Raw genomic sequence first — 23,054 nt, 5'->3', positions numbered from 1 at the left:
GTTTTTTAGCATCATCCCGAAAATGGAAAGAAGAAACTTTATTAAAAATTCAGCGCTTGCTATGGCCTTGCTATCAGTTTATAAAACCGATGTTTTTGCTCAGCAAGATTTATTGCGCGCTTATGATTTTAAGCCGCTCCGTAATAATGTTGGTATATTTACCGAGCAGGGTGGGACCATTGGCTGGTTAAATTCAAGCAGCGGTTTTGTAGTAGTGGATGCGCAATTCCCAAATACGGCACCGCATGTGATTGATGAATTGAAAAAGTTAGGTGAAAAACCTTTTAAATACCTGATCAATACACACCACCACGGTGATCATACCGCAGGGAATATTTCTTTTAAAGGATTGGCAGAAAAAGTCGTGGCTCACCAAAATTCACTGGTCAACCAAAAAAGAGGAGCAGAGAAAGCCAATAATTTAGATAAACAGCTTTTGCCTGATAGCACTTTTGGCACAAGATGGAGCGCTAAAGTAGGCGACGAAAATATAAAGGCTTATTACTATGGCTCTGGTCACACCAACGGTGATGCCGTTTATCATTTCGAAAACGCCAATATCGTGCATGTAGGCGATCTGGTATTCAACCGTAAATTTCCATATATTGATCGTGAAAATGGTGCCCACATCGGTAACTGGATCACTGCTTTGGATAAGATTCAGAATCAGTTTGATAGTGATACCTTGTTTATCTGGGGACATAGTCTTGATCCGGAAAAAGTAACCGGAAGTAAAGCTGATGTTAAAGCTTATCAAAATTACCTTCAAAACCTTTTAACCTATGTAGGCGGCGAAATTAAAGCAGGTAAAAGCAAAGAACATATTTTAAAAACCACTACCATCCCAAATGCACCCGAATGGAAAGGAGAAGGCATTGAAAGGAGCTTAACCGCTGCTTATGATGAATTGAAAGGAGCCTAACCTCATATTGCATAAGAAAAGTCGTCTCGACTGAAGCGCAGTCCCGAATATTCGGGAGAGAGATCTGTCTTGACAGATTTAGCTTCGCTGAGCCTTCGGGTTCTCGACTACGTTGCACTCCGTTCGAAATGACTATATCTGCCTGTATTCATCTGTGGCAAAGAAAAATATGGTTCCTTTACGACAACCCTCCAAATCTTTTTTCAATTTATAAACGTTCTATATTTTAAATAATCCTTTCAACGTCATTGAATTACCATAGGCTTTAATCATTAAGAACTATATTTGTTACCATACAAAATCTACAGCCCATGGATGATTTTATCGCAGCCCGCTCGCAAATGGCCTTGTCACTAGGCTTCCACATTATTTTTTCCTGTATTGGTATGGTGATGCCTTTCTTTATGGCCGTATCTCATTATAAGTGGCTTAAAACTAACGATGAGATGTATAAAAACCTGACTAAAGCCTGGAGTAAAGGGGTGGCCATATTCTTCGCAACTGGAGCGGTATCCGGTACCATGTTGTCATTTGAACTGGGCCTTTTATGGCCCAAATTTATGGATCATGCCGGACCAATATTCGGAATGCCTTTTTCGCTTGAAGGAACGGCCTTTTTTATTGAGGCTATAGCGCTCGGTTTTTTTCTTTATGGCTGGAATAAGTTAAATAAGTGGTTCCATTGGTTTACAGGAATGGTGGTAGGGGTAAGCGGTTTGGCCTCGGGTATATTGGTGGTTGCCGCCAACGCCTGGATGAATAGTCCGGCAGGATTTGATTTTGTAAACGGACAATACCTTAATATCGATCCTATCCAGGCCATGTTCAATAAAGCCTGGTTTACTCAGGCGCTGCATATGTGTTTAGCCGCATTTACAGCAACTGGTTTTGCTGTGGCAGGCGTACATGCATTAATGATTTTAAGGGACAGAAATACCTATTTTCATTTAAAAGCTTTTAAAATAGCGGCCGTATTTGCCTGTATTGCGGCATTGTTACAGCCCCTGAGTGGCGATATTTCTGCGAAAGACGTCGCCAAACGCCAACCGGCAAAACTGGCGGCGATGGAAGCATTGTACAAAACCGAAAAGCCAGCGCCGCTATTGATTGGTGGTATCGTAAATGAAAAAGATAAATCGGTAACAGGCGCAATCAAAATTCCGGGGGCATTGAGTTTTCTGGCACATGGCAATTTTAAAGCTGAAGTTAAAGGGCTGGATCAGATTCCTGAAAACGAGCATCCTCCGGTAGCCATTACCCATTATGCTTTTCAGATCATGGTGGGGATTGGTACATTATTGCTGTTTATATCTTTAACCTATTTTTTTACCCTGCTCAAAAAGAAGTCCTTAATAGAAAAAAGATGGCTTTTAAAACTATTTGTTTTGGCCATTCCGCTTGGTTACCTTGCTTTAGAGGCTGGTTGGGTAGTTACAGAGGTAGGGCGTCAACCGTGGATTATTTATGGTATTATGCGTACCAGGGATGCGGTTACCCCAATGCCCGGTATTGCGTATTCCTTTTATATTTTCACCGCCATTTACCTGTCGTTAAGCATAATAGTAACGTTTTTGCTTTACCGGCAGATTAAAATGGTACCGGTGTTATATGATAAAGTCGAATCCAATACTCATTTGCATAGCTAAGTATGAACAACACGAAGCAAATCTCATTAATCAGTATAATCAAAATACCGGTGTAATCATATTGAATATGAAAGAAGTAGTAATCACATTTTTATGTATGGCCATTCTGCTTTACTTTTTATTGGGTGGAGCCGATTTCGGTGCAGGAATCATAGAACTCTTTACCTCAACAAAAAATAGGAGCCGAACACGTAAAACCATGTATCATGCCATTGGTCCGGTATGGGAGGCTAACCACATGTGGCTGATTATTGCGATTGTAATCCTCTTTGTTGGTTTTCCGTTTATTTACACCACCATGTCGGTTTACCTGCATATCCCATTGGCCATTATGCTCATCGGAATTATAGCCCGTGGTACCGCTTTTGTATTTCGCCATTATGATGCTGTAAAAGATGATATGCAATGGTTATACAACCGGATATTTAGGTATTCAAGCTTTATAACCGCTTTATTTTTGGGCATCATTGCAGGAAGTTTAATTTCAGGACATATTGATGCGCAGGCTACCGATTTTTATACAGCCTATATTTCGGGCTGGTTAAACTGGTTTTCTGTTGCTGTGGGTTTCTTTACGGTTTCACTTTGCGGTTTCCTTGCGGCCATTTATCTCATCGGCGAAACAACAGAAACCCATGATAAGCGTCGGTTTATAAAAAAGGCAATGTTTATGAATGTGGCAGCGGTGGTTTTTGGTGCAATGGTATTTGTTGCTGCGCAACGGGATAAAATTCCATTGATTGATTGGGTTTTTAAGAGCCAGGTGGGTTTATCAGCCATTATTTTAGCCAGTTTATCGCTTATGCTGTTATGGTACCTGTTAATTAAAGGAAAGACTAAGGTTTTACGCATCTTAGCGGGCTTTCAGGTAACGATGATCCTGTTGGCGATAAGTTATGCCCACTTTCCAAATTTTATCCGTTTAAAAAGCGGAGATTCGATTTCGTTACTCGAAACTGCGGGACCGGACAAAACGATTTATAGTTTGGGTTTAGCTTTATTGTTAGGTAGTGTTTTAATTTTGCCTTTTCTGGGGTATTTGTTCTATAAATTTCAGAAGAAAGAGGAGTAAGTTCTCAACTGAAAGCCGTTTGTTTATAATATTTAATTCATAGGACTTTTATCAAGTATGATTTTTGTTATTATAAAGTGCTAAGACTCGCTTTTATAAAGTCTTTTTATAACGCCAACCTCTTTTAAATTTTGTTCACTGCTATCAGCGCTTCATCTTTGCCTTGTATATAATTTTTAATTGAATACTTAATTCTCACATCGGGCCTTAATGGACCGTTTTTACCTTTCCAGTTTTCCCAATATCTGGTAGAATAAGCAATAATTATCTTTGATTTTGGCAATTTAAAGCCTCTAACTTCTCCATAATGATTAATATTCCCGCTGGTTACCTCACCTATAAATGTGGCGTTGGTATTTTTTTTCAACTCTACGGCATTCATTACAGCTGATGAAAAAGTTTTTTTGCCAATGAGTACAAAGAACTTTCCTTTTTTATTGAGGTAGCTTTTCTTGATTTCAATTATAAATGGCCATAGAATACCCGAATTTCCTCCACTGTTTTCCCGTATGTCAAGCACTAGCTTTTCTGGTTGATATTGATTAATGGTTTTAAATAATTCGTCGTTAAACTGCAAAAAAGGATTGCCAGGATCTTCCTTACATTCATTATAATTGACATATACGGTTTTGAGACTTGGATTAAAGTCGAACCAGTAATGACCTTTTTTCTCTTGAACGCGTAAAGCAGTACTGCCTTTGTCCAATTGCAGGTCCATAATGTTATTGCTAGTAATCGCATTAAGCGTTATCTTTTTAGTTATATTATTTTTATCGATTAAAGTAAATTCTGCTTTCTGGTCGGAATTTAAAATCCCTAAACCCTTTAAAAATGTAGGATTATTAAGATATCGCAAAAGGTGATCGTTAAAGTAAGATTGATTTTCACTCAATATAACTTCTTTAAATAAGTTAATTATCTTAATAACGGGTATGTTGTTGATGGCAAATAACTTCGAGTATAACATCGCTTTATTTGTAGCATCAATCCTTTTTACATAGATACCTTCTTTGAACAACTCAAACTCAATCGGGAGTATTTTAGTGAATTTTCGTTCTATGAAAGTGTGTTCATCACCAATTGCAACAGTGAGCTTAAACAATTCAGCACTAAATGATTCATAATCTAAAGAACCCGTCTTGATTTCAATCATGTCAATCTTTTTAATGAATGCCAAAGAATCTATTTTGGCAAAAAGATTGGTGTGTTTGCTTGGTAAAGTTTTTTTAATGTACTCCAGGTCTTCGATAAAATCATTTTGCGATAGCGACTGCGAAAAGCACATGTTACTGGTGAAAACGAATAAAAGAGAGAGTAGTATTTTACTTATATTTTTCATCCTATTTTTTGTTTAAAAGACGACCCTTTTTTAAATAATGTTGCACGTCGCATTTTTCTGAAAAAAACCAAAAGAGCATCTGTTTCCAAATGCTCCTTTAATTATATTAAAATTCTTGCTCTACAACCCACCTTTTCTGTTTGATTTTGTTTGTACCGGCCAGGTTGCTGGTTTTCCAGTACGCTCATTTACAGGTAAATCGGTTGCTTTTTCGGTTGAGGTTTTCTCAGGATCTTCACAAGCCATATAAACCATGATGGCAGCCAGAATTACGTTACTTCTGATTTCGTCGAAAACCAGTTTATCATAACTATCGCGGTTGGTATGCCAGGTATAAGTGCCATAATCCCAACTGGTTGAACCTAAAGAATAACCTAATGCTCCGGCAGCAACAAATGAAGCAAAGTCAGAGCCGCCTGCGCCCGGTGTCCCCGGAAAACTGGTTTTGATCTGATTTTTAATAGTATCTGGTACGGCTGCCAACCAACGGGTAATGTACTCTTTTGATTTTGCAAAACCCTGTCCGCCAATGTTAACCACACGGCCCGTACCGTTATCCTGGTTAAACAGCGCCTGCAGGTTGTTCACGATTTCCGGATGATCTTCTACAAATGCCCTCGAACCATTTAATCCTTGCTCTTCGCTGCCCCAATGCCCCACTAAAATGGTGCGTTTTGGGTTGGGGTAAAATTTCTTTAAAATGCGCATGGCTTCCATCATTAAAATGGTACCCGAACCATTATCTGTTGCACCACTTGCTCCATCCCACGAATCGAAATGTGCCGAGAGCATCACATATTCATTTGGTTTTTGCTTGCCCTTTAACTCCGCTATGGTATTAAAGGTTGGTACAGTTCCCAGTTTTTTTGATTCTGATTCAATTTTAAGCATCGGTTTGTTGCCATTTAAAGCCAAACGATATACCAAACCGTAATCTTCGACAGATAAATCTAATGTTGGCACCTTAGTGGTATTGGCGCCAAAAATCTTGTCTACACCGAAGCCCTGCGACCAGTTATTGATGACCACAGCCACCGCACCAGCATTTTCTAAAGCTACAGGAAGTGTTCTTGCGGTAAGACCTGTTTTAGCTAAATTGGCCGTCCATGCTTTTGCTGCATTGGCTTTTTCTTTCTTAAATTTTTCAAAAAGATCTTTTGTAGCAAACTCTTCCCAGTTTTTTTCTGGTCGCCCAGATATTTGGTTCATTGAAATTAAAACAATTTTACCTTTTACGTTGGGTAACCATTTCTGAAAAGATGCAGAATCTGTAATTTCCGGAAGGATAATGGCTTCTGCATTAATGGTTTTACCATTGGTTGATGGGCTCCAGGCTAATTGTGTGCCTTCTAACGTCCGAACCCTCGGACTTACTAAATCAATGTGTGTAATGCCGCGTTCCCAACCGGCCCATTCGCCCCACTTTTCGTTTTTAGCCGAAATGCCCCAGTCGCTATATTTTTTTACCGCCCAGTCGTTAGCTTGTTTCATCTGTGGCGAACCAACCAATCGTGGTCCAACAACATCCAAAAGTTCGTGCGCCAGTTTCTCCAATTGAGAATTTTCGTTTACTTCTTTAATGATATTATCAATTACTTTCCGGTCTTGTGCAAAAAGACTGGTCGAAGCACAAAGAAACAGTGCAGAAAACAGTAGTTGTTTATTCATAATTAGTTAAAGTTAATGAGTTGAGGCTAATTTATGAAATATGAGGTAGGGTTGTGAGATGTTAATGGAAATGTTGCAAGACACATTCTATTATCGAGTCATACTGACGCGTAAGGCAAGTAACTGAGTTCATCTAAATAAATAATAGCTTTGCCTTTGTGGCTTAAAGCCTTTGTAGTAAATGCACTCGCTGGAAAAAATTATCAAAAGAATTACTAGTTCATGTTAAATAAATGTGATTGCCATGAAAAGCCCGGAGTGTAGCGTGTGCTTAAAGCAAAAAGCAGGACTGATTTAACCTAAGTTATTCAAATCCTACTTTTTTTATAATGTCTATTTATTCATTGGAGACTTTCACTAATCACCAATAAAGCAATGACTAATGGACCAATGACCAATTAACTAATGACCTAATGACCAATAAACCAATGACTAATGAACTACTAGACTACTGAACCAACTAATTGTTCATCATTTTTACAAATGCGCCCAATTTAGCTTTCATGGCCCTTCTATCTACTATAAAATCCAGGAAGCCATGTTCCAACACAAATTCTGAAGTTTGGAAACCTTTAGGCAGATCTTTTTTTATGGTTTCTTTAATTACCCGCGGACCTGCAAAACCGATTAATGCGCCTGGTTCTGCAATATTGATATCGCCTAACATGGCATAAGAAGCCGTTACACCGCCAGTAGTTGGATCGGTTAATAAAGAGATGTATGGAATTTTTGCCTGACTTAATAAAGCCAGTTTCGCTGACGTTTTAGCCATTTGCATTAACGAAAATGCAGCTTCCATCATCCGTGCACCACCTGATTTTGAGATCATGAGGAACGGAACTTTATGTTTAATGCTATAATCGATCGATCTTGCGATCTTTTCACCTACAACTGAGCCCATTGAACCGCCAATAAAAGCAAAATCCATGCAGGCAATCACGATGTCTTCTCCCTCAATTTTACCAACCGCCGAACGGATCGCATCTTTTAAGCCTGTTTTAGCCTGGCTTTCTTTAATTCTATCGGTATAAGGTTTGTTATCGTTAAAATTTAAAGGGTCGCCCGAAGTGAGGTTAGGAAACAACTCTTTAAACTGATTATTATCAAATAAAACCTCGAAATATTCTTTAGAGCCTACTCTCAGATGGTAGCTGCAATAGTGGCAAACATATTTGTTTTCCTGAAGCTCTGCCTGATGTAGCGGTTTTTTGCAATTCGGACATTTATTCCACAACCCATCCGGTGCTTCTTTTTTCTCCTCTGTTGTAGTAATGATACCTTTTTTTTCTCTCTTAAACCAAGCCATATAATTTTTTGAAGAATTGGATTGCAAAGAAACGAAAAATAAAATTAAGATAAAGAATTACCAATGATCAAATCGCAATGATCAATAATTAATGATCAATATTCAAATCACAATGATTAAACTCGTAAATCGGAACATTAATTGTTGGCATTTGATCATTGTACGCTGGATTTTGGTTGTTTGTTAAAATTCCTTGTAAATTGATTATTTCTAAAGGTGTGTCTTTTTTACACTAAGGATAATGTGTTTTTTACACTAAACAGGCTTTGTTTTGCTTTTAGGCAGATAATTCTGTTGTTACAAAAGCTGGTAATGTTAATTTTTTTTATAACTTCGGACTTAATAAAATTAACAAGAAATGAGTTTAAAAGGCTACAAAGGCGTAATTTACGGAGATGCCGTTCAAGAATTATTTGAGCAGGCTAAAAAACATCAGTTTGCTTTACCAGCAGTAAATGTTACCGGTACCAATACGGTAAATGCGGTAATGGAAACTGCAAAGGCAGTAAATTCGCCTGTTATGATTCAACTATCTAATGGTGGTGCCCAGTTTTATGCTGGTAAATCGTTGGATAATGAGAAATTACAAGCATGCATTCTAGGTGCTGTATCAGCAGCTAAACATGTACATTTATTGGCAGAACATTATGGGGTTGCGGTGGTATTACACACTGACCACGCAGCTAAAAAATTGTTGCCATGGATTGATGGATTATTGGATCACGGCGAAAAATTCTTCGCTGAAACCGGCAAGCCTTTGTTTTCATCTCATATGTTAGATTTATCGGAAGAGTCTATCGAAGAAAACATGGAAATTTCTGCTAAATACTTAGCACGTATGGCTAAAATGAACATGACTATCGAAATCGAGCTTGGTGTAACAGGTGGTGAAGAAGATGGTGTGGATAATAGCGATGTTGACAGCTCGAAATTATATACACAGCCTAGTGAAGTAGCTTATGCTTATGAAGAGTTAAGCAAAGTTTCTCCTCGTTTTACGGTTGCTGCAGCTTTTGGTAACGTACATGGAGTTTATAAACCGGGTAACGTAAAATTGCAACCGGTAATTTTGAAAAACTCTCAGGATTTTATCAAAGAAAAATTCAATTTAACAGCCGAAAAACCAATCAATTTCGTATTCCACGGTGGTTCCGGTTCATCTCAGGAAGAGATCAGGGAAGCCATTTCTTATGGTGCAATTAAAATGAATATTGATACGGATATGCAATGGGCATTCTGGGAAGGTATTTTAGAATATTACAAAAAGAATGAAGGTTATCTTCAAGGCCAGATCGGTAATCCTGACGGCGATGATAAGCCAAACAAAAAATATTACGATCCACGTGTATGGTTACGTAAAGGAGAAGAGGCTTTTGTTAAGCGTTTAACTACCGCTTTTGAAGACTTAAACTGTATCAACGTTAACGATAAGCTCTAAGAGCTTAAACGTTAAAAGGTTGTAACGTTGCAACTTTTCAATCTTTTAATATTACAACATTAGCGAAAGCGCCACAGGTTTAAAACTTATGGCGCTTTTGTTTGTTTTATGGTATCTTTAAGCGAACAAATGGTGATGACAAAATCTAAAAGCAATAATAAAAGCAACAATTTTTTTGAAAAATTTGCTAACGCGGCAACCAAGTTTACCGGGAGTTCTGCGGCATTTATCAGTGCAACAGCAATTGTTGTAATTTGGGCGGTGAGTGGCCCTATATTCAATTACTCTGAAACATGGCAACTGGTAATTAATACCGGAACAACAATTATTACCTTTTTAATGGTATTTCTAATCCAGAAAGCGCAGAATAAAGACGGGAAAGCGATCCAGCTAAAATTGAATGAGTTAATTGCCGCGCAACAAGGTGCGAGTAACCGCATGGTAGATATTGAAGACCTGAGCGAAAAAGAATTGGATCAATTGCATAAATTTTACGTTGCGATTGCTGCACTTGCCAAAAAAGAGGCCGATATTCATTGCTCGCATTCAATAGATGTTGCGAAGCAATTGAATGAAATAAAAGTAAAGTCAAATAAACACTTTAAAAAACACGATAATGAGTCTGCACGTTCAAAAAGTTAACCATCCCGAAGATTTAGATAAAGTATTTGCGATCCGTAAAATTGTTTTTGTAGATGAACAGAATTGTCCGCCAGAGCTGGAATGGGAGCATGAGGACGAATCAGTACATTTTCTGGCCACCAATAACGGACAGCCTTGTGGTGCATGTAGGTGGCGTAAAACGGACAACGGTTATAAATTAGAGCGTTTTGCTGTTTTAAAGGAGTTTAGAGGGCAAGGGGTAGGCCGGGCACTGATCGCTGAGGCTTTATCTGATTTGCCGGAAGATGCACATTATATTTATTTAAACTCGCAACTGGATGCCATGAGTTTGTATGCCAAGTTCGGCTTTGTTGCAGAGGGTGAGCAATTTGAGGAGGCTGGTATACAACACTTTAAAATGGTGAAGCAAGTTTGAAAATTGTATCGTCATTGCGAGGAACGAAGCAATCTTAATGCGATCGCTAGACCACTCATTAGTTAATTACTAAACAGAACTAATATGGAAAGAGGAGGCTGCATATATATCATGGCAAATTCTTTTAATACCGTATTTTACATGGGCGTAACTTCTGATTTACAGGGTAGGGTATGGCAACATAAAAATAACGAGTTTTCAAATAGCTTTACTTCAAGATATAAATGTTGTAAATTGGTTTATTATGCATTTTTTTTCGGAATTGAAGAGGCTATTAATGAGGAAAAAAGAATAAAAGAGGGAAACCGACAACAGAAAATAGATTTAATTGTATCCAAAAATCCAAATTGGATTGATTTATATGATGGATTGGATGCGTAGTTTCCGTCATTTCGAGGATGCTTTTTCTGCCAACGAAGTCTGCTGGCAACAGGCTGGCAATCTTAAAGTGATAGCCGTATCAATTTATCTACCCAACCAAAGTAGTAGGATTGCTTCGTGCCTCGCAATGACGAATTTTTGTTATGGGGTGGATCAAAAATTACCTACCCAAATATTTTAACAGAGAAAGCAATTGCCTCCTTCCATTTATCCATATTGAGATTTAGAATTTCTTCTTTCGAGTTCAGATAGCTAATTACATCTTCCGTAGCAATATTTCCGGTGAGATCATCGGCAGCCATAGGGCAGCCGCCAAATCCTTTCAATGCAGAATCTATGCGGGTTACGCCTGAACGATAAGCAGCCTCAATTTTCTCGAAACGATCGGCGGGAATGGAGTGTAAATGAATGCCGATCTCGGTATTTTTGAATTTTGAAATCAGTTCTGGTAATATGTTTTCTATCTTTTCTGGTGTGGAAACGCCTACCGTATCAGCAAGCGATAGAATTTCCGCTCCTTTGCCCACTAATACATCAGCCCATTGTTCTACAATCCCGTAATTCCATTCATCACCATAAGGATTTCCAAAACCCATAGATAGATAAATGACCGCCTTCTTATTGTTTTTTGCACAAAGTGAAAGCATTTCTTCAACCGTATTTAAAGATTGCGTTATGCTGGAATTGGTATTGCGCTGTTGAAAGGTTTCAGAGATCGAAAATGGAAATCCGAGGTAATCAACTGCTTCATGCTTTATTGCATCTTCTACACCCCTTAAATTCGCTACAATAGCCAACAGTTTAGTATTTGTATTGCTTAAATCCAGCTGTGCTAAAACTTCAGCGGTGTCGGCCATCTGCGGAATGGCTTTGGGAGAAACAAAACTTCCAAAATCAAGCGTATCAAAACCGACCTGAAGCAGTAGGTTTAAATATTCAACTTTAAGCTCGGTCGGAATGAAATTGTGCAATCCCTGCATGGCATCGCGCGGACATTCAATCAATTTGAAATTGTTTTGGCTCATATTTTCGGTTTAACCGCAAATTGCGCAAAGTTTTCCGTTAAGAAAAGAAGAAAAAATTTTTAACCCAAAACTCCTCTTAAATACTAAAACACCTTGACTTCATCTTTTACAGAGGGTACTTCGGCTCTGTAATCCACACTTCTATCCTTTGCAAACGTTCTGATAATTAAACGTGTTCCCCGATCATAACTGAAATAACTCCAAACCCAATTGACAAAAACAATAATCTTATTTCTGAAGCCTACCAAAGTCATTAAGTGGACAAACATCCAGGTAAACCAGGCGAATACCCCTTGAAAGCGGATTTTGCCTATATCAACAACTGCTTTGTTTCTGCCAACTGTAGCCATTGAGCCTTTATCGAAATATTTGAATTTCTCTAAAGGTTTATTTTCTTTAATGTTGATCAGGTTTTTGGCCAGATGATGTCCCTGTTGGATGGCTGCCGGCGCAACTCCCGGGTGACCATTAGGTGTTTCTTCGTCAATAATAGCGGCTACGTCGCCAATGGCATATACGTTTTGATAACCTACCACTAAATTTTGAGTGTCGGTTTTCAACCGGCCTCCACGAACAACTTCTGCCCGGTCTAAACCGGCCAATAGTTCTCCTTTTACTCCAGCACTCCAGATTACCGTAGAACTTAAAATAGGCGCTTTATCCTGTAAGCTGAGTTTTAGTCCGTCATAACCTAATACCCGGGTTTCGTTCATAATCTGTACACCCATATCGGTAAGGAAATCTTTAGCTTTTTTCTGTGCCTGTGGAGACATTACACCCAATAATTCCGGCGAGTTTTCAATCAGGTATATATTAACCTTGCTTAAATCCATTTCCGGATAATCGTTTGGAATAACATGTCTTTTAAGCTCTGCAATGGCACCGGAGGTTTCAACGCCTGTTGGGCCACCGCCAACCACCACAAAGTTTAACAGTGCATTTTTCTTATCCGGATCTTTTTCGATCAGCGATTTTTCGAAATTCTGTAGAATCAAACTTCTCAAATCCAGTGCTTCCGGTATAGATTTCATGGGCATTGAATTGGCCTCGATCTCTTTATTACCAAAAAAATTACTGGTAGAACCTGTAGCGATAACCAGATAATCATATTTAATTCTGCCAATATCAGTTTGTAAACAGTTTTCTGCTGCATTCACTTCCGTAACTTTGGTTACGCGAAAAATCAGGTTCTTTTGACCCTTAAAAATCTTTCTTAGCGGGAACGCGATCGAATCGGCTTCTAAACCTCCTGTAGCTACCTGATAGAGTAGGGGTTGGAACGTGTGATAATTATGCTTATCAAGCATCACAACCTGAAAAGGTTTGTTCTTTAAACGTTTTGCTAATTCAATACCACCAAATCCACCGCCAACTATAACTACTCTCGGGTACTCGCTTTTAGGAAGTTGTAAATCCATTTTTATCTCCTTGTATCTAATGCTAACGTAACAAAAAAATAGCTAAAAGGTTTATTAAATGAGGTTTTTTGGCAGTATCAATCATTCTTTTGCCACATATATAACGTTTCCATGACGAAGGGGGATTTGCAGGTGTTTACACCACCTTAAATGATTTAAACCTGATAGAAATGGAAATCCTTTTTAATTTGCAACAGCCCTGAATCTGCTGTCATGCTGAGGGACGAAGCATCTGTAACCGATGAAACACGTGCTTCGCACTCCGGTATAACAGTGCGTATTAAAAAGATTGGAATGCATAGCAGGGCTATCGGAACCGAAGAATTACAGGACTTGCTTTTCGAAAGAAATAAAAAGCTTTGAAACTTTTATCTTTTAAACCTGATAGGTTTTAAAACCTATCAGGTTTAGCACAAAAAAAGCGCCCCGATTTCCCGAGGCGCTTGTATATTTTAAGATTTTGATCTTATTTCTTCTCTGCAGAACTACCTAAATCGATTACGATAGGAGTAGAAATACATAGTGATGAGTACGTACCGATGATACGGCCAATTAACAAGGCGAATATAAATCCGCGGATGCTATCGCCACCGAAAATGAAGATTACCAATAATACAAAGAATACGGTTAATGAAGTTAAAATGGTACGGCTTAAGGTACTGTTCAACGCGAAGTTGATTAAGTTGTTACGCGCTTCGCCATGTAAATCTTCTTTGCCAGACTCTTTTAATTTCTCGCGGATACGGTCGAATACAACAACGGTTTCTGTCATGGTGTAACCCATTACCGTTAAAATTGCGGCGATAAAATCCTGACCAATTTCCAATGAGAACGGCATCACACCATCTAAAATAGTATAGAAAGACAATACCATTAAAACGTCGTGGAATAATGCGATTACCGCACCCAAACCATATTGCCATTTTTTGAATCGCACGACAATGTAGATAAACATGAACAAACACGAAATCAATACTGCGTAGAAAGCACCGTTTACAATATCACTTGCAATGATAGGCGTTACTTTTTGTGAACTTACAATTTCATATTTTGAACCTGCTAATCCTTTATTTAAAGCATCTTCTACAACTTTATCCGTTTTAATGTCCTGATCTTCGATGTGGAAAGTAGTAGTGATTTTTACCTGACTATCTTCACCTGCAGTTTTCACCTCTGGCGTTTCGTTACCAAAAACCGGGTTTAACTTGGTTTTTAAATCTTCAGTATTAACAGCTTTATCAAAGTGAACTAAATAAGTTCTACCTCCTTTAAAATCAACACCTAAGTTTAAACCACCATTTTTGAAGTACATACCGATACCTGCAACAATGATGATGGTAGAGATAATGTAATAGATTTTACGACGGCCAACAAAGTTGAAGGCTAAGTTTTTAAATGCATTACGGGTAAGGCTGTTATCGAAACTTACATCAATTTTGCGGTTTAACAATGATTCGAAAACTACTCTCGAAATGGCTACAGCTGCAAATAATGAAGATAGGATACCAATACATAATGTAGTGGCAAAACCCTGAACCGGACCGCTACCGAAAACGTAAAGAATCGCACCTAAAATAAACAAGGTTACGTTTGAGTCGATAATGGAAGGCATCGCATGTTTGAAACCTTCTTGAATTGCTGAAGCAGTATTCTTGCCATGTGCAAGCTCTTCACGTACACGTTCAAAAATAAGGATGTTCGCATCTACCGATAAACCAATGGTTAATACGATACCGGCAATACCAGGTAAGGTTAATACTGCACCAAGTGATACCAGGATACCAATGATGAAGAATAAGTTGATTAACAAGGCAAAGTTAGCCACCCAGCCTGCACGGTGATAGTATAACGCCATGAAGATCAGGATAACGATAAAGGCAATTACAAATGAGATTAATCCATCATGAATAGCCTGTGCACCTAATGTTGGACCAACGATGTAGCTACCGGCAATACGTGCAGGAGCAGGTAATTTACCCGCTTTTAAGATGTTTGATAAATCTTTGGTATCGGCCTGTGTAAAGTTACCGGTGATTGATGAAACGCCACCGGCAATCTCGTTTTGTACGGTAGGGGCAGAATAAACCTGATTATCCAATACAATGGCGATTGATTTTTTGTTATTTGGATCAGCTGCAGCTTCAGCAGTAATTTTTTTCCATTTTGCAGCACCTTCGCTGGTCATGTACATGGTTACTTCCGGTTTGCCTTTTTGGTCAAAGTCAGCACGCGAATCACTGATTGCCTCACCACCTAAGTCTGGTTTACCATCTGCACTAACCATTTTAATGGCATATAATTCAAAAACTTTCGAGCCTTCCCGAGGTTTAACGCTCCACATGAATTTCATCGTTGATGGAATAGATGCAGCAACTTCAGGAAGTTTTAGGTAAGCATTAACCTTTGCAGTATCTTTTTGTAAAGACATACCTACAACTGCGCCCGGCATTAACTGCTGTTGTCCGTTTTCGCCTTGATAAATAGGAAGGTTAAGAACAGCATACAATGGGTTGGATTTTATCAATTCGGCTCTAACAGCACTCGAATCTTTTTTGCCCAGGCCGGCAAGTTTGCCGCCTTTAGCTGAAGAATCTTTAGCAGCGGCTTTTTCTAAGCCCGCCAATTTACCGCCAGCGGCAGGAGCAGCGGTGGTATCTTTAGCTGCCGGAGCATCGGTTTTTAATGTTGCCGCTAAAATTTTATTAATGTTTTCTAACAATGGTGCAACTTCCTGTACCTGGTATACCTGCCAGAATTGTAATTCGGCAGAACCCTGTAAAAGTTTAGCAATACGTTCTTTATCTTGTACACCAGGCATTTCGATTAAGATCCGGTTACTGCCTTCTTGTTTTTGCATGTTCGGACTAACTACCCCGAAACCATCAATACGTGAACGTAAAACAGTAAATGAACGATCGATAGCACTGGTTGCTTCTTTTTCCAAGAAAGATTCAACTTCATTATTGCTTGCATTAGGTTTTAACTGAGATGCGTTATCCTGATTAGAAAAATAATCTGCAAGTTTTACTCCAGGACTTAATTTTTCGAATTCATCAACAAAAATTTTGATGTAATCTTTACCGCCGGCATTTAATTTGATCTGCGCGTTTTGAATTGCTTTGTTGAAATTTGCATCAGTAGGGTTGCCTGCCAATGATTTAACCAACTCTGCTAACGATATCTCCATCGTTACGTTCATTCCGCCTTTCAAGTCCAGACCCAAATTAATCTCTTTCGCTTTTACCTCTTGATAAGTAAACCCAACAACTGGATAAACTTTTTCGGTACTCATCGAATCTAAGTAAGCCTTTTCTTTGGCTAAGTCACCTTTCGCATAGTTTTTCGCGTCTTTTTCTACCTTGGATGCCACCAAAGTAAAAGAAAGTGCATACGCACAAACGATAGCCAATACTATCGCTATAAACTTAATAAAACCTTTTCCTTGCATTGTTTGTTTAAAATAATTTGTCTTTCGCTGTTTTTTAACAAGTCGGCAAATCTAATTAAATTTTTAAATTATAGAACCCCTTAATTGATAATTTATTAAGATTAATTTTTGCGGGGCAATATTCCTTTAAGATTCATTACGCAGAATTCATTTCAGATGACCAGATTTAAAATGAAATTGATTTCAAAAGCATTTGTGACAGCTTTTTAGGATTAGGTTTCCACAGCTGATGCAGCCACTTTTTCAACAGTTGTCATGCCGGGGCACGAAGCATCTTTTCGTTTATAAGTTCTAAGCGGGTTAAAGATCTTTTATTGAAAAGCAATACCTGTGTTTCTTAGGCTCCGAAAGTCCCGCTGTCCATTTTATTTCGCTGCGCTTCATGCTCACTGCCATCGGGTTTAGATGGCAGGGGTAATGGTTCTATTCGCAAAGGATAACTGGTAAAGAAGATGCTCTGCGTTCTTTGCGAAAATCTCTGTGTTCTTTGCGGTTAACTTGAACTAAATTCTTTCTAAAACCTCAAAAGTATAATCATACTTATTTTTTTCGTCGGCTTTATGGGCTTCGCTGCTGATCACCTTCCATTCTTTCCGATCAATTTCCGGGAAAAAAGTATCGGCCTCAAAATGATGGTGAATGGTCGTTAAATAAAGTGTTTGCGTTTTAGGTAGTGCTTGTTTGTAAATCTCCGCCCCTCCAACAATGAATACTGGTTTTTCTTCTGTCTTGCTGATTGCTAAAGCTTCATCTAAGCTATTTACCACTTCAACACCTTCAATTTTTAATTCAGTATCTCTGGTAATCACAATGTTCCTGCGGTTTGGTAGAGGTTTACCTACAGAATCGAACGTTTTGCGGCCCATGATCACGGTGTGTCCAGATGTTGTTTGTTTAAAAAACCTTAAATCAGCAGGCATGTGCCACAAAAGCTGGTTATTTTTACCTATTGCGTAATTTTCGCCTATTGCTACGGCGATGGAGAGGTTTTTCGGTTTATTTGTCATAAATTGTAGACTAAAGTGTTATGACTGATTATGTCATGTTTTAAAAAGATTGCTTCGTCGTTCCTCCTCGCAATGACGACAATCAGAGCGTCATTGCGAACTGAGGCAAGGGATGTGAAGAGGGGGGTGAAGCAATCTATTTAGTTGATCAATATTTTTTAATAAGTTTACACCGCAACAATACCTTTAATATGAGGATGCGCTTCATAATTCTCCAATGTGAAATCTTCAAACTTAAAATCAAAAATGCTTTTTACTTCGGGATTGATTTTCATTGTTGGAAGTGGTTTAGGCACCCGGCTTAACTGAAGGTTAGCCTGTTCAATATGGTTATTGTACAAATGCGCATCGCCCAGGGTGTGGATAAAATCTCCGGCTTCAAGACCGCAAACCTGAGCCACCATCATGGTGAGTAGCGCATAAGAAGCAATGTTAAAAGGTACACCCAGAAAAATGTCGGCACTTCGCTGATATAACTGGCAGCTTAATTTTCCATCAGCCACATAGAATTGAAAAAAAGCGTGACAAGGAGGCAAAGCCATATGTTCTATTTCAGCTACATTCCAGGCAGAAACAATAATCCTGCGAGAATCGGGATTGTTTTTTATGGTGTTAATGATATTGGTAATCTGATCGATGTGCTGTCCGTCTGGCGTGGGCCAGCTTCTCCATTGCGAACCATAAACTGGTCCCAGGTTACCGTTTTCGTCAGCCCATTCATCCCAGATGCGCACACCATTGTCTCTCAGGTATTTAATATTGGTGTCGCCACTTAAAAACCAGATCAGTTCGTGGATAATAGATTTTAAGTGCAGTTTTTTAGTCGTCACCATAGGAAAGCCTTCCTGAAGGTTAAAACGCATCTGATAGCCGAAAACGCTTATGGTTCCGGTGCCCGTACGGTCGTGCTTTTGCGCGCCATGATCAAGCACATGCTGCATTAAATCTAAATATTGTTTCATACACCCCAAACCCCTTTTGGGGCTTTAAATTCTAAATAAATTCTAAATAAATAATTAATTACAAATATCTAAAATTTATCAGGTGTTGGGAATCATTTTTATGCACACTTATAAATTACTAACATGGGTTACTTTAATATGGGTAGTCCCAGCGTGAAGCCGGGACCTACTACATAAAATTTGTATGTTTGCAATTAGGACTTACGACTCACGACTCTGGACTAATATGCTATCTTTCCCAAACGCAAAAATCAACCTAGGTTTAAATATCACCGAAAAACGTGCCGATGGTTACCATAACCTAGAAACGGTATTTTATCCGATCAACATTAAGGACGCGGTTGAGATTACCGATGCAGCAGTAACTTCCTGCAAAATTCATGGTATTGATATCCCCGGCGATCCGAATGATAACCTGTGTTTCAAAGCTTATCAGTTAGTGAAAAAGGATTATGATATTCCTGCTCAGCAAATTAATTTGTTAAAAAACATTCCGGTTGGCGCAGGTTTGGGTGGCGGATCAGCAGATTGTGCTTTTCTGATCAAACTTTTAAATGATAAATTCAGTTTGGCGCTGTCTGTTGATAAAATGGAAGGTTATGCTCGTCAATTAGGCGCTGACTGTGCATTTTTTATTGAAAACAAACCTGTTTATGCCTTTGGTAAGGGGGATGAATTTGAAAAGTGCGAAGTAGATTTGTCAGCCTGGTTTAAAGTTTTGGTGAAGCCGCCTGTACATGTCAGCACGGCCGATGCCTACGCCCATGTAAAACCGCAAAAACCTTTGCAATCGTTAAAAGAAATGATACATTTGCATCCAACAACATGGAAAAATAAGGTTATCAACGATTTCGAGCCATCGGTATTCGCAAAGTATCCCCAAATTCGTCAAATAAAAACCAGTTTATACGATGCAGGCGCAACATTCGCATTAATGAGTGGTAGCGGTTCGTCGGTTTTTGCAATGTTCGACCATCCGGTTAAATTGCCTGAACTGGAAGAAAACAATATAGTTTATTATAATATTTAAATAGAGCTTATAGGTTAAAGCAGAAAGACTAAAGCAAATGCGTCTTGATTCTTGATACTAAATACTCGATACTAACAAAATGAATATAAATCTAGTCCGCAAAAGCGGGAAATTTAATTTTGAAGCAGAAAACGAAAACGGTTTTACGGTAGAGCTGGATGCAAAAGCGGCTATTGGTGGCGAGGGAAAAGGTTTCAGGCCGATGGAAATGTTACTTATTGGTTTAGGGGGCTGTAGTGGCATTGATATGGTAAATGTGCTTACCAAGCAGAAGGAGCCGCTTGATGATATTAAAATTGCTATAAATGCCACAAGAAAAGACGAAGAAATGCCGCCGATTTTTGATGTAATTAATATCCGCTTCGATTTATTCGGTGATTTAAGCATCCAGAAAGTGGAGCGTGCATTAGCCATGACTTTCGATAAATACTGCTCCGTATCGAATATTCTAGGCCGTTCAGCCACAATTAATTTTACTTATACCATTAATAAGGGGTAAAAAAGGTTTATGGTGTAGGGTTTAGGGTGAAAATCTCCTGTCTAACATCTCAAATCTCATATCTCACATCTCACAATAAAATGAAATCCGAAAATTTTGAAACCATAGCTATACGCACACAAACCGAACGCAGTTTACATAAGGAGCATTCATCGCCGATTTATCTAACTTCGAGTTATAAGTTCGATGATGCAGAAGAGATGCGTGCATTGTTTGCCAATGAAAAGGAGGGGAATGTTTATAGCCGTTATTCAAATCCAAATACTTCAGAGTTTATCGAAAAAATGTGTCTTTTGGAAGGGGCAGAAGATGGATTTGCTACAGCGACTGGTATGGCGGCAATTTTTACCACGTTTGGTGCATTTTTGAAAAATGGCGACCATCTGGTATCAAGCCGTTCTGTTTTTGGTTCTACACACCAGTTGTTAACCAATGTTTTTTCGAATTGGGGCGTAACTTTTGATTATGCCGATCTGGATAAACCACAGGATTGGGAGGCCTTGATTAAGCCTAATACCAAAATGATTTTTGTTGAAACCCCATCCAATCCTGGTATTGATATTATTGATCTGGAGTTCCTGGGGAACCTGGCTAAAAAACATCACCTGTTGCTGGTTGTGGATAATTGCTTCGCCACGCCATATCTGCAGCAGCCAATTAAGTTGGGTGCTCACATTTCCATTCATTCGGCTACCAAATACATCGATGGACAAGGCCGTGTATTGGGAGGGATTATTTTAGGTGCTAAAGAACTGATTGCCGATGTGATTGGTTTTGCCCGTCACAGCGGACCAGCATTGTCGCCTTTCAATGCCTGGGTATTGTCTAAAAGTTTAGAAACCCTGGCCATCCGTATGGACCGCCATTGCGAAAATGCTTTGAAAGTTGCTGAATATTTAGAAAAGCACCCGAAAATTAAGCTGGTTAAATATCCTTTTTTACCATCGCACCCTCAATATGATATTGCTAAAAAGCAAATGAAACAAGGCGGGGGCATTGTAACCATCGTTGTTGAAGGCGGTATCGATGCCGCACGTAAATTTATGGATGGTTTGCAGCTGTTTTCGATCTCGGCAAATCTGGCTGATACCCGTTCCATTGCGACGCATCCTGCAACAAGTACGCACAGCAAACTTACTGAAGAGCAACGCAATGAAGTAGGAATTGAACAAGGATCTATCCGTTTATCTATTGGGTTGGAGCATATTAACGATATTTTGGCTGATATTGAGCAGGCATTGGCTTAGCTTAATCTCAAAAATAAATGATGAAAAAGGGAGGTTTATTAACATCTCCCTTTTTTTGCTTTGAGTCAATATCTTATTCATATTTGGAGAAATCAACTGCAAATATGCAACGGTTAACCTGACTTCCATTATTGGCACCAGCGTTGGGTTCAAATTCTGTTAAACTCCATAAATATCCATATTGCGTTTCAAGATATAAGGATTCGGCTCCATAAGGCCACCGGTATCTTACCGTATTGGTATCGCCATCGGTGTATCTGGCCAGGCGGGCGGTAGATCCGTATGATTCGCTGGGCGATCCTGTGCAGGAGAGCCATGTTCTGTTGCCTTTTCTGAAAACGCCCTGTATGCCATGTGCATGATCGGAAGCAAACAAACTGTTTTTAGGGATCACGGTTTGTATACCCGAATTTTGCAATTCTCCGGAGCTGTCAATTGGAAATCCAAATATTTTAGGTACAATTGAGGCATCGGCACTGCCAGCATAATACTGACCCGTCCATAGTCGGTTATTTTCGTAATTTACCTGAACAGTAGAAAACGGACTTGCGTCATTGATTTTATAGTAACCTATCTGTGGGAGAATATACCTGTAATTAAAAGCATAAAGATTGCCACCGGCATCTTTGCCGCATTTATTTTCGGTGCCGGTTCCAGAGCTTACTTCGATGATTTTATCTAAATCGAATACCCTTAGGCCTAAACTCGTGCTGCTTAAATAAATTTTTCCATTAAAATAAGCGATTCCACCTGCATGTACATTTAATGGCGCATACGAACCGTATTGTGTATAGTCTAACGTCCCGGTTGGTAGGGTAGGCTGTACCAGTAAAATGTGTCTGTAAGTTAAGTAAGTACCGGAACTTGGACTAATGTCGATAAGGCTTATCCTTGATCCTTTACTCTCAGCTGCATCTTTGGCATACCAGCTCACCAGCAAATAACGCGCCCCATTTCTGGAAAAACCTGCAATACCCTGTGGCCGCCAGATAGAAGTGGTTTCATCATCTTCATTCCATCTAATCCCGCTTACCCGGTTTTCTTCCGGCACATTAAAGCCATATACTTCAGTATAGGCATTACCACCAATGGCCTGGCGGTTTTTATCAATTTGTGTAGGGTTTAAAAATGAAAAACCGGAGCTGATGTAAGCCGATGTATTAGAATAAGTATTTACGCTTGCAGCAGCGCTAACTGCGGCCGTACCAACCGTCAGCATGTTTTTGTCTTGATTTGTCGTAATGGTCTGATCTGCTGTCAAGGTATTCTTTTCACAGGAAAATGTAAATAGGCAGGACACCAATAGCATCCCGATCATGTTTTTTTGCATGAGTTTATAAGGTTGATTGTTCTGGTTAAATTGGTGCAAGTTTAAGGGGTACAGATAAACTTAAAACTGAAACCATGTTAAGGATAAATTATCTTTAATGATTTGAATTTATATGCCTTTCAATTGATGTGGAAAGAATTTCAAATGCTATGACGTGCTTAACCGAGGCAGTATACCTGCAAAGCTGAATGCTTAGTTAAATCAATCCCAGAGGTTCTGCGCTCTCCGCTCCGCGCCAAACTTTCTTACCCTACATCAATGCCTGCTAAACATCACT

General features: G+C 39.1%; 19 protein-coding genes. 10 read left to right on the top strand and 9 right to left on the bottom strand.

Annotated features, from left to right (window positions below; genetic code table 11):
• Window positions 1-22 precede the first annotated feature (22 nt).
• The 3 genes from BM107_RS22435 to BM107_RS22425 all read left to right on the top strand — a co-directional run bounded on the left by BM107_RS22435 (window position 23) and on the right by BM107_RS22425 (window position 3,640).
• Window positions 23-922 carry an MBL fold metallo-hydrolase gene (locus BM107_RS22435; RefSeq protein ID WP_090987533.1) on the top strand — a complete coding sequence of 300 codons (900 nt, stop codon included), beginning with the start codon at window positions 23-25 and terminating at the stop codon, window positions 920-922.
• Between the two features lie 311 nt (window positions 923-1,233).
• Window positions 1,234-2,568: a cytochrome ubiquinol oxidase subunit I gene (locus BM107_RS22430; protein WP_090987531.1), complete on the top strand. Its 1,335-nt coding sequence runs from the start codon at window positions 1,234-1,236 to the stop codon at window positions 2,566-2,568.
• A 67-nt stretch (window positions 2,569-2,635) separates the two neighbouring features.
• Complete coding sequence (locus tag BM107_RS22425) at window positions 2,636-3,640, top strand: cytochrome d ubiquinol oxidase subunit II (protein ID WP_090987598.1); 1,005 nt, start codon at window positions 2,636-2,638, stop codon at window positions 3,638-3,640.
• Between the two features lie 124 nt (window positions 3,641-3,764).
• Here BM107_RS22425 and BM107_RS22420 read toward each other — a convergent pair whose 3' ends face one another.
• From BM107_RS22420 to accD, 3 genes are all read right to left on the bottom strand, one after another.
• A complete protein-coding gene (locus BM107_RS22420) occupies window positions 3,765-4,979 on the bottom strand; it encodes a S41 family peptidase (RefSeq protein WP_134203275.1) in 1,215 nt (404 codons plus the stop codon).
• Window positions 4,980-5,099: 120 nt separating this feature from the next.
• A complete protein-coding gene (locus BM107_RS22415; protein ID WP_090987527.1) occupies window positions 5,100-6,647 on the bottom strand; it encodes a M20/M25/M40 family metallo-hydrolase in 1,548 nt (515 codons plus the stop codon).
• A 460-nt stretch (window positions 6,648-7,107) separates the two neighbouring features.
• Window positions 7,108-7,953 (bottom strand): acetyl-CoA carboxylase, carboxyltransferase subunit beta, encoded by an 846-nt coding sequence (gene accD / locus BM107_RS22410; protein ID WP_090987525.1) that lies wholly within the window; start codon window positions 7,951-7,953, stop codon window positions 7,108-7,110.
• 358 nt (window positions 7,954-8,311) lie between these two features.
• Between accD and fbaA the strand changes: the two genes are divergently transcribed.
• The 4 genes from fbaA (at window position 8,312) to BM107_RS22390 (ending at window position 10,811) form a co-directional block, all read left to right on the top strand.
• Window positions 8,312-9,391: a class II fructose-bisphosphate aldolase gene (fbaA, locus tag BM107_RS22405; protein WP_090987523.1), complete on the top strand. Its 1,080-nt coding sequence runs from the start codon at window positions 8,312-8,314 to the stop codon at window positions 9,389-9,391.
• Between the two features lie 135 nt (window positions 9,392-9,526).
• Entirely contained in the window at window positions 9,527-10,033 is a 507-nt protein-coding gene (locus BM107_RS22400; RefSeq protein WP_090987596.1) for a low affinity iron permease family protein, read from the top strand.
• Window positions 10,008-10,430 (top strand): GNAT family N-acetyltransferase, encoded by a 423-nt coding sequence (locus BM107_RS22395; protein WP_090987521.1) that lies wholly within the window; start codon window positions 10,008-10,010, stop codon window positions 10,428-10,430. Before BM107_RS22400 ends, BM107_RS22395 begins: the two co-directional genes overlap by 26 nt.
• Window positions 10,431-10,514: 84 nt before the next feature.
• A complete protein-coding gene (locus tag BM107_RS22390; protein ID WP_090987519.1) occupies window positions 10,515-10,811 on the top strand; it encodes a GIY-YIG nuclease family protein in 297 nt (98 codons plus the stop codon).
• Window positions 10,812-10,975: 164 nt separating this feature from the next.
• Here BM107_RS22390 and BM107_RS22385 read toward each other — a convergent pair whose 3' ends face one another.
• The 5 genes from BM107_RS22385 to BM107_RS22365 form a co-directional block, all read right to left on the bottom strand.
• Entirely contained in the window at window positions 10,976-11,836 is an 861-nt protein-coding gene (locus tag BM107_RS22385) for a hydroxymethylglutaryl-CoA lyase (protein ID WP_090987517.1), read from the bottom strand.
• Between the two features lie 83 nt (window positions 11,837-11,919).
• Window positions 11,920-13,254 (bottom strand): NAD(P)/FAD-dependent oxidoreductase, encoded by a 1,335-nt coding sequence (locus BM107_RS22380; RefSeq protein WP_090987515.1) that lies wholly within the window; start codon window positions 13,252-13,254, stop codon window positions 11,920-11,922.
• A 466-nt stretch (window positions 13,255-13,720) separates the two neighbouring features.
• Window positions 13,721-16,702 carry a protein translocase subunit SecDF gene (secDF, locus tag BM107_RS22375; RefSeq protein WP_090987513.1) on the bottom strand — a complete coding sequence of 994 codons (2,982 nt, stop codon included), beginning with the start codon at window positions 16,700-16,702 and terminating at the stop codon, window positions 13,721-13,723.
• A 503-nt stretch (window positions 16,703-17,205) separates the two neighbouring features.
• The gene (locus BM107_RS22370) at window positions 17,206-17,709 is read right to left on the bottom strand and encodes a dihydrofolate reductase (protein WP_090987511.1); all 504 of its coding nucleotides are present in this window, start codon (window positions 17,707-17,709) and stop codon (window positions 17,206-17,208) included.
• Between the two features lie 167 nt (window positions 17,710-17,876).
• On the bottom strand, window positions 17,877-18,671 hold the full coding sequence (locus BM107_RS22365; protein ID WP_090987509.1) for a thymidylate synthase: 795 nt from the start codon (window positions 18,669-18,671) through the stop codon (window positions 17,877-17,879).
• Window positions 18,672-18,897: 226 nt separating this feature from the next.
• On the opposite strand from BM107_RS22365, the gene ispE reads away from it, so the two are divergent.
• From ispE to BM107_RS22350, 3 genes are all read left to right on the top strand, one after another.
• Complete coding sequence (ispE, locus tag BM107_RS22360; RefSeq protein ID WP_090987507.1) at window positions 18,898-19,701, top strand: 4-(cytidine 5'-diphospho)-2-C-methyl-D-erythritol kinase; 804 nt, start codon at window positions 18,898-18,900, stop codon at window positions 19,699-19,701.
• 79 nt (window positions 19,702-19,780) lie between these two features.
• Complete coding sequence (locus tag BM107_RS22355; protein ID WP_090987505.1) at window positions 19,781-20,200, top strand: OsmC family protein; 420 nt, start codon at window positions 19,781-19,783, stop codon at window positions 20,198-20,200.
• Between the two features lie 80 nt (window positions 20,201-20,280).
• Window positions 20,281-21,447 (top strand): trans-sulfuration enzyme family protein, encoded by a 1,167-nt coding sequence (locus BM107_RS22350; protein WP_090987503.1) that lies wholly within the window; start codon window positions 20,281-20,283, stop codon window positions 21,445-21,447.
• Between the two features lie 73 nt (window positions 21,448-21,520).
• Here BM107_RS22350 and BM107_RS22345 read toward each other — a convergent pair whose 3' ends face one another.
• Window positions 21,521-22,777, bottom strand: a complete 1,257-nt coding sequence (locus BM107_RS22345) for a hypothetical protein (RefSeq protein ID WP_090987501.1) — start codon at window positions 22,775-22,777, stop codon at window positions 21,521-21,523.
• Between the last annotated feature and the right edge of the window lie 277 nt (window positions 22,778-23,054).

Source organism: Pedobacter suwonensis (assembly GCF_900111825.1).
Taxonomy (GTDB): Bacteria; Bacteroidota; Bacteroidia; order Sphingobacteriales; family Sphingobacteriaceae; genus Pedobacter; species Pedobacter suwonensis.
This window is presented reverse-complemented; position numbering and strand designations above follow the sequence as displayed.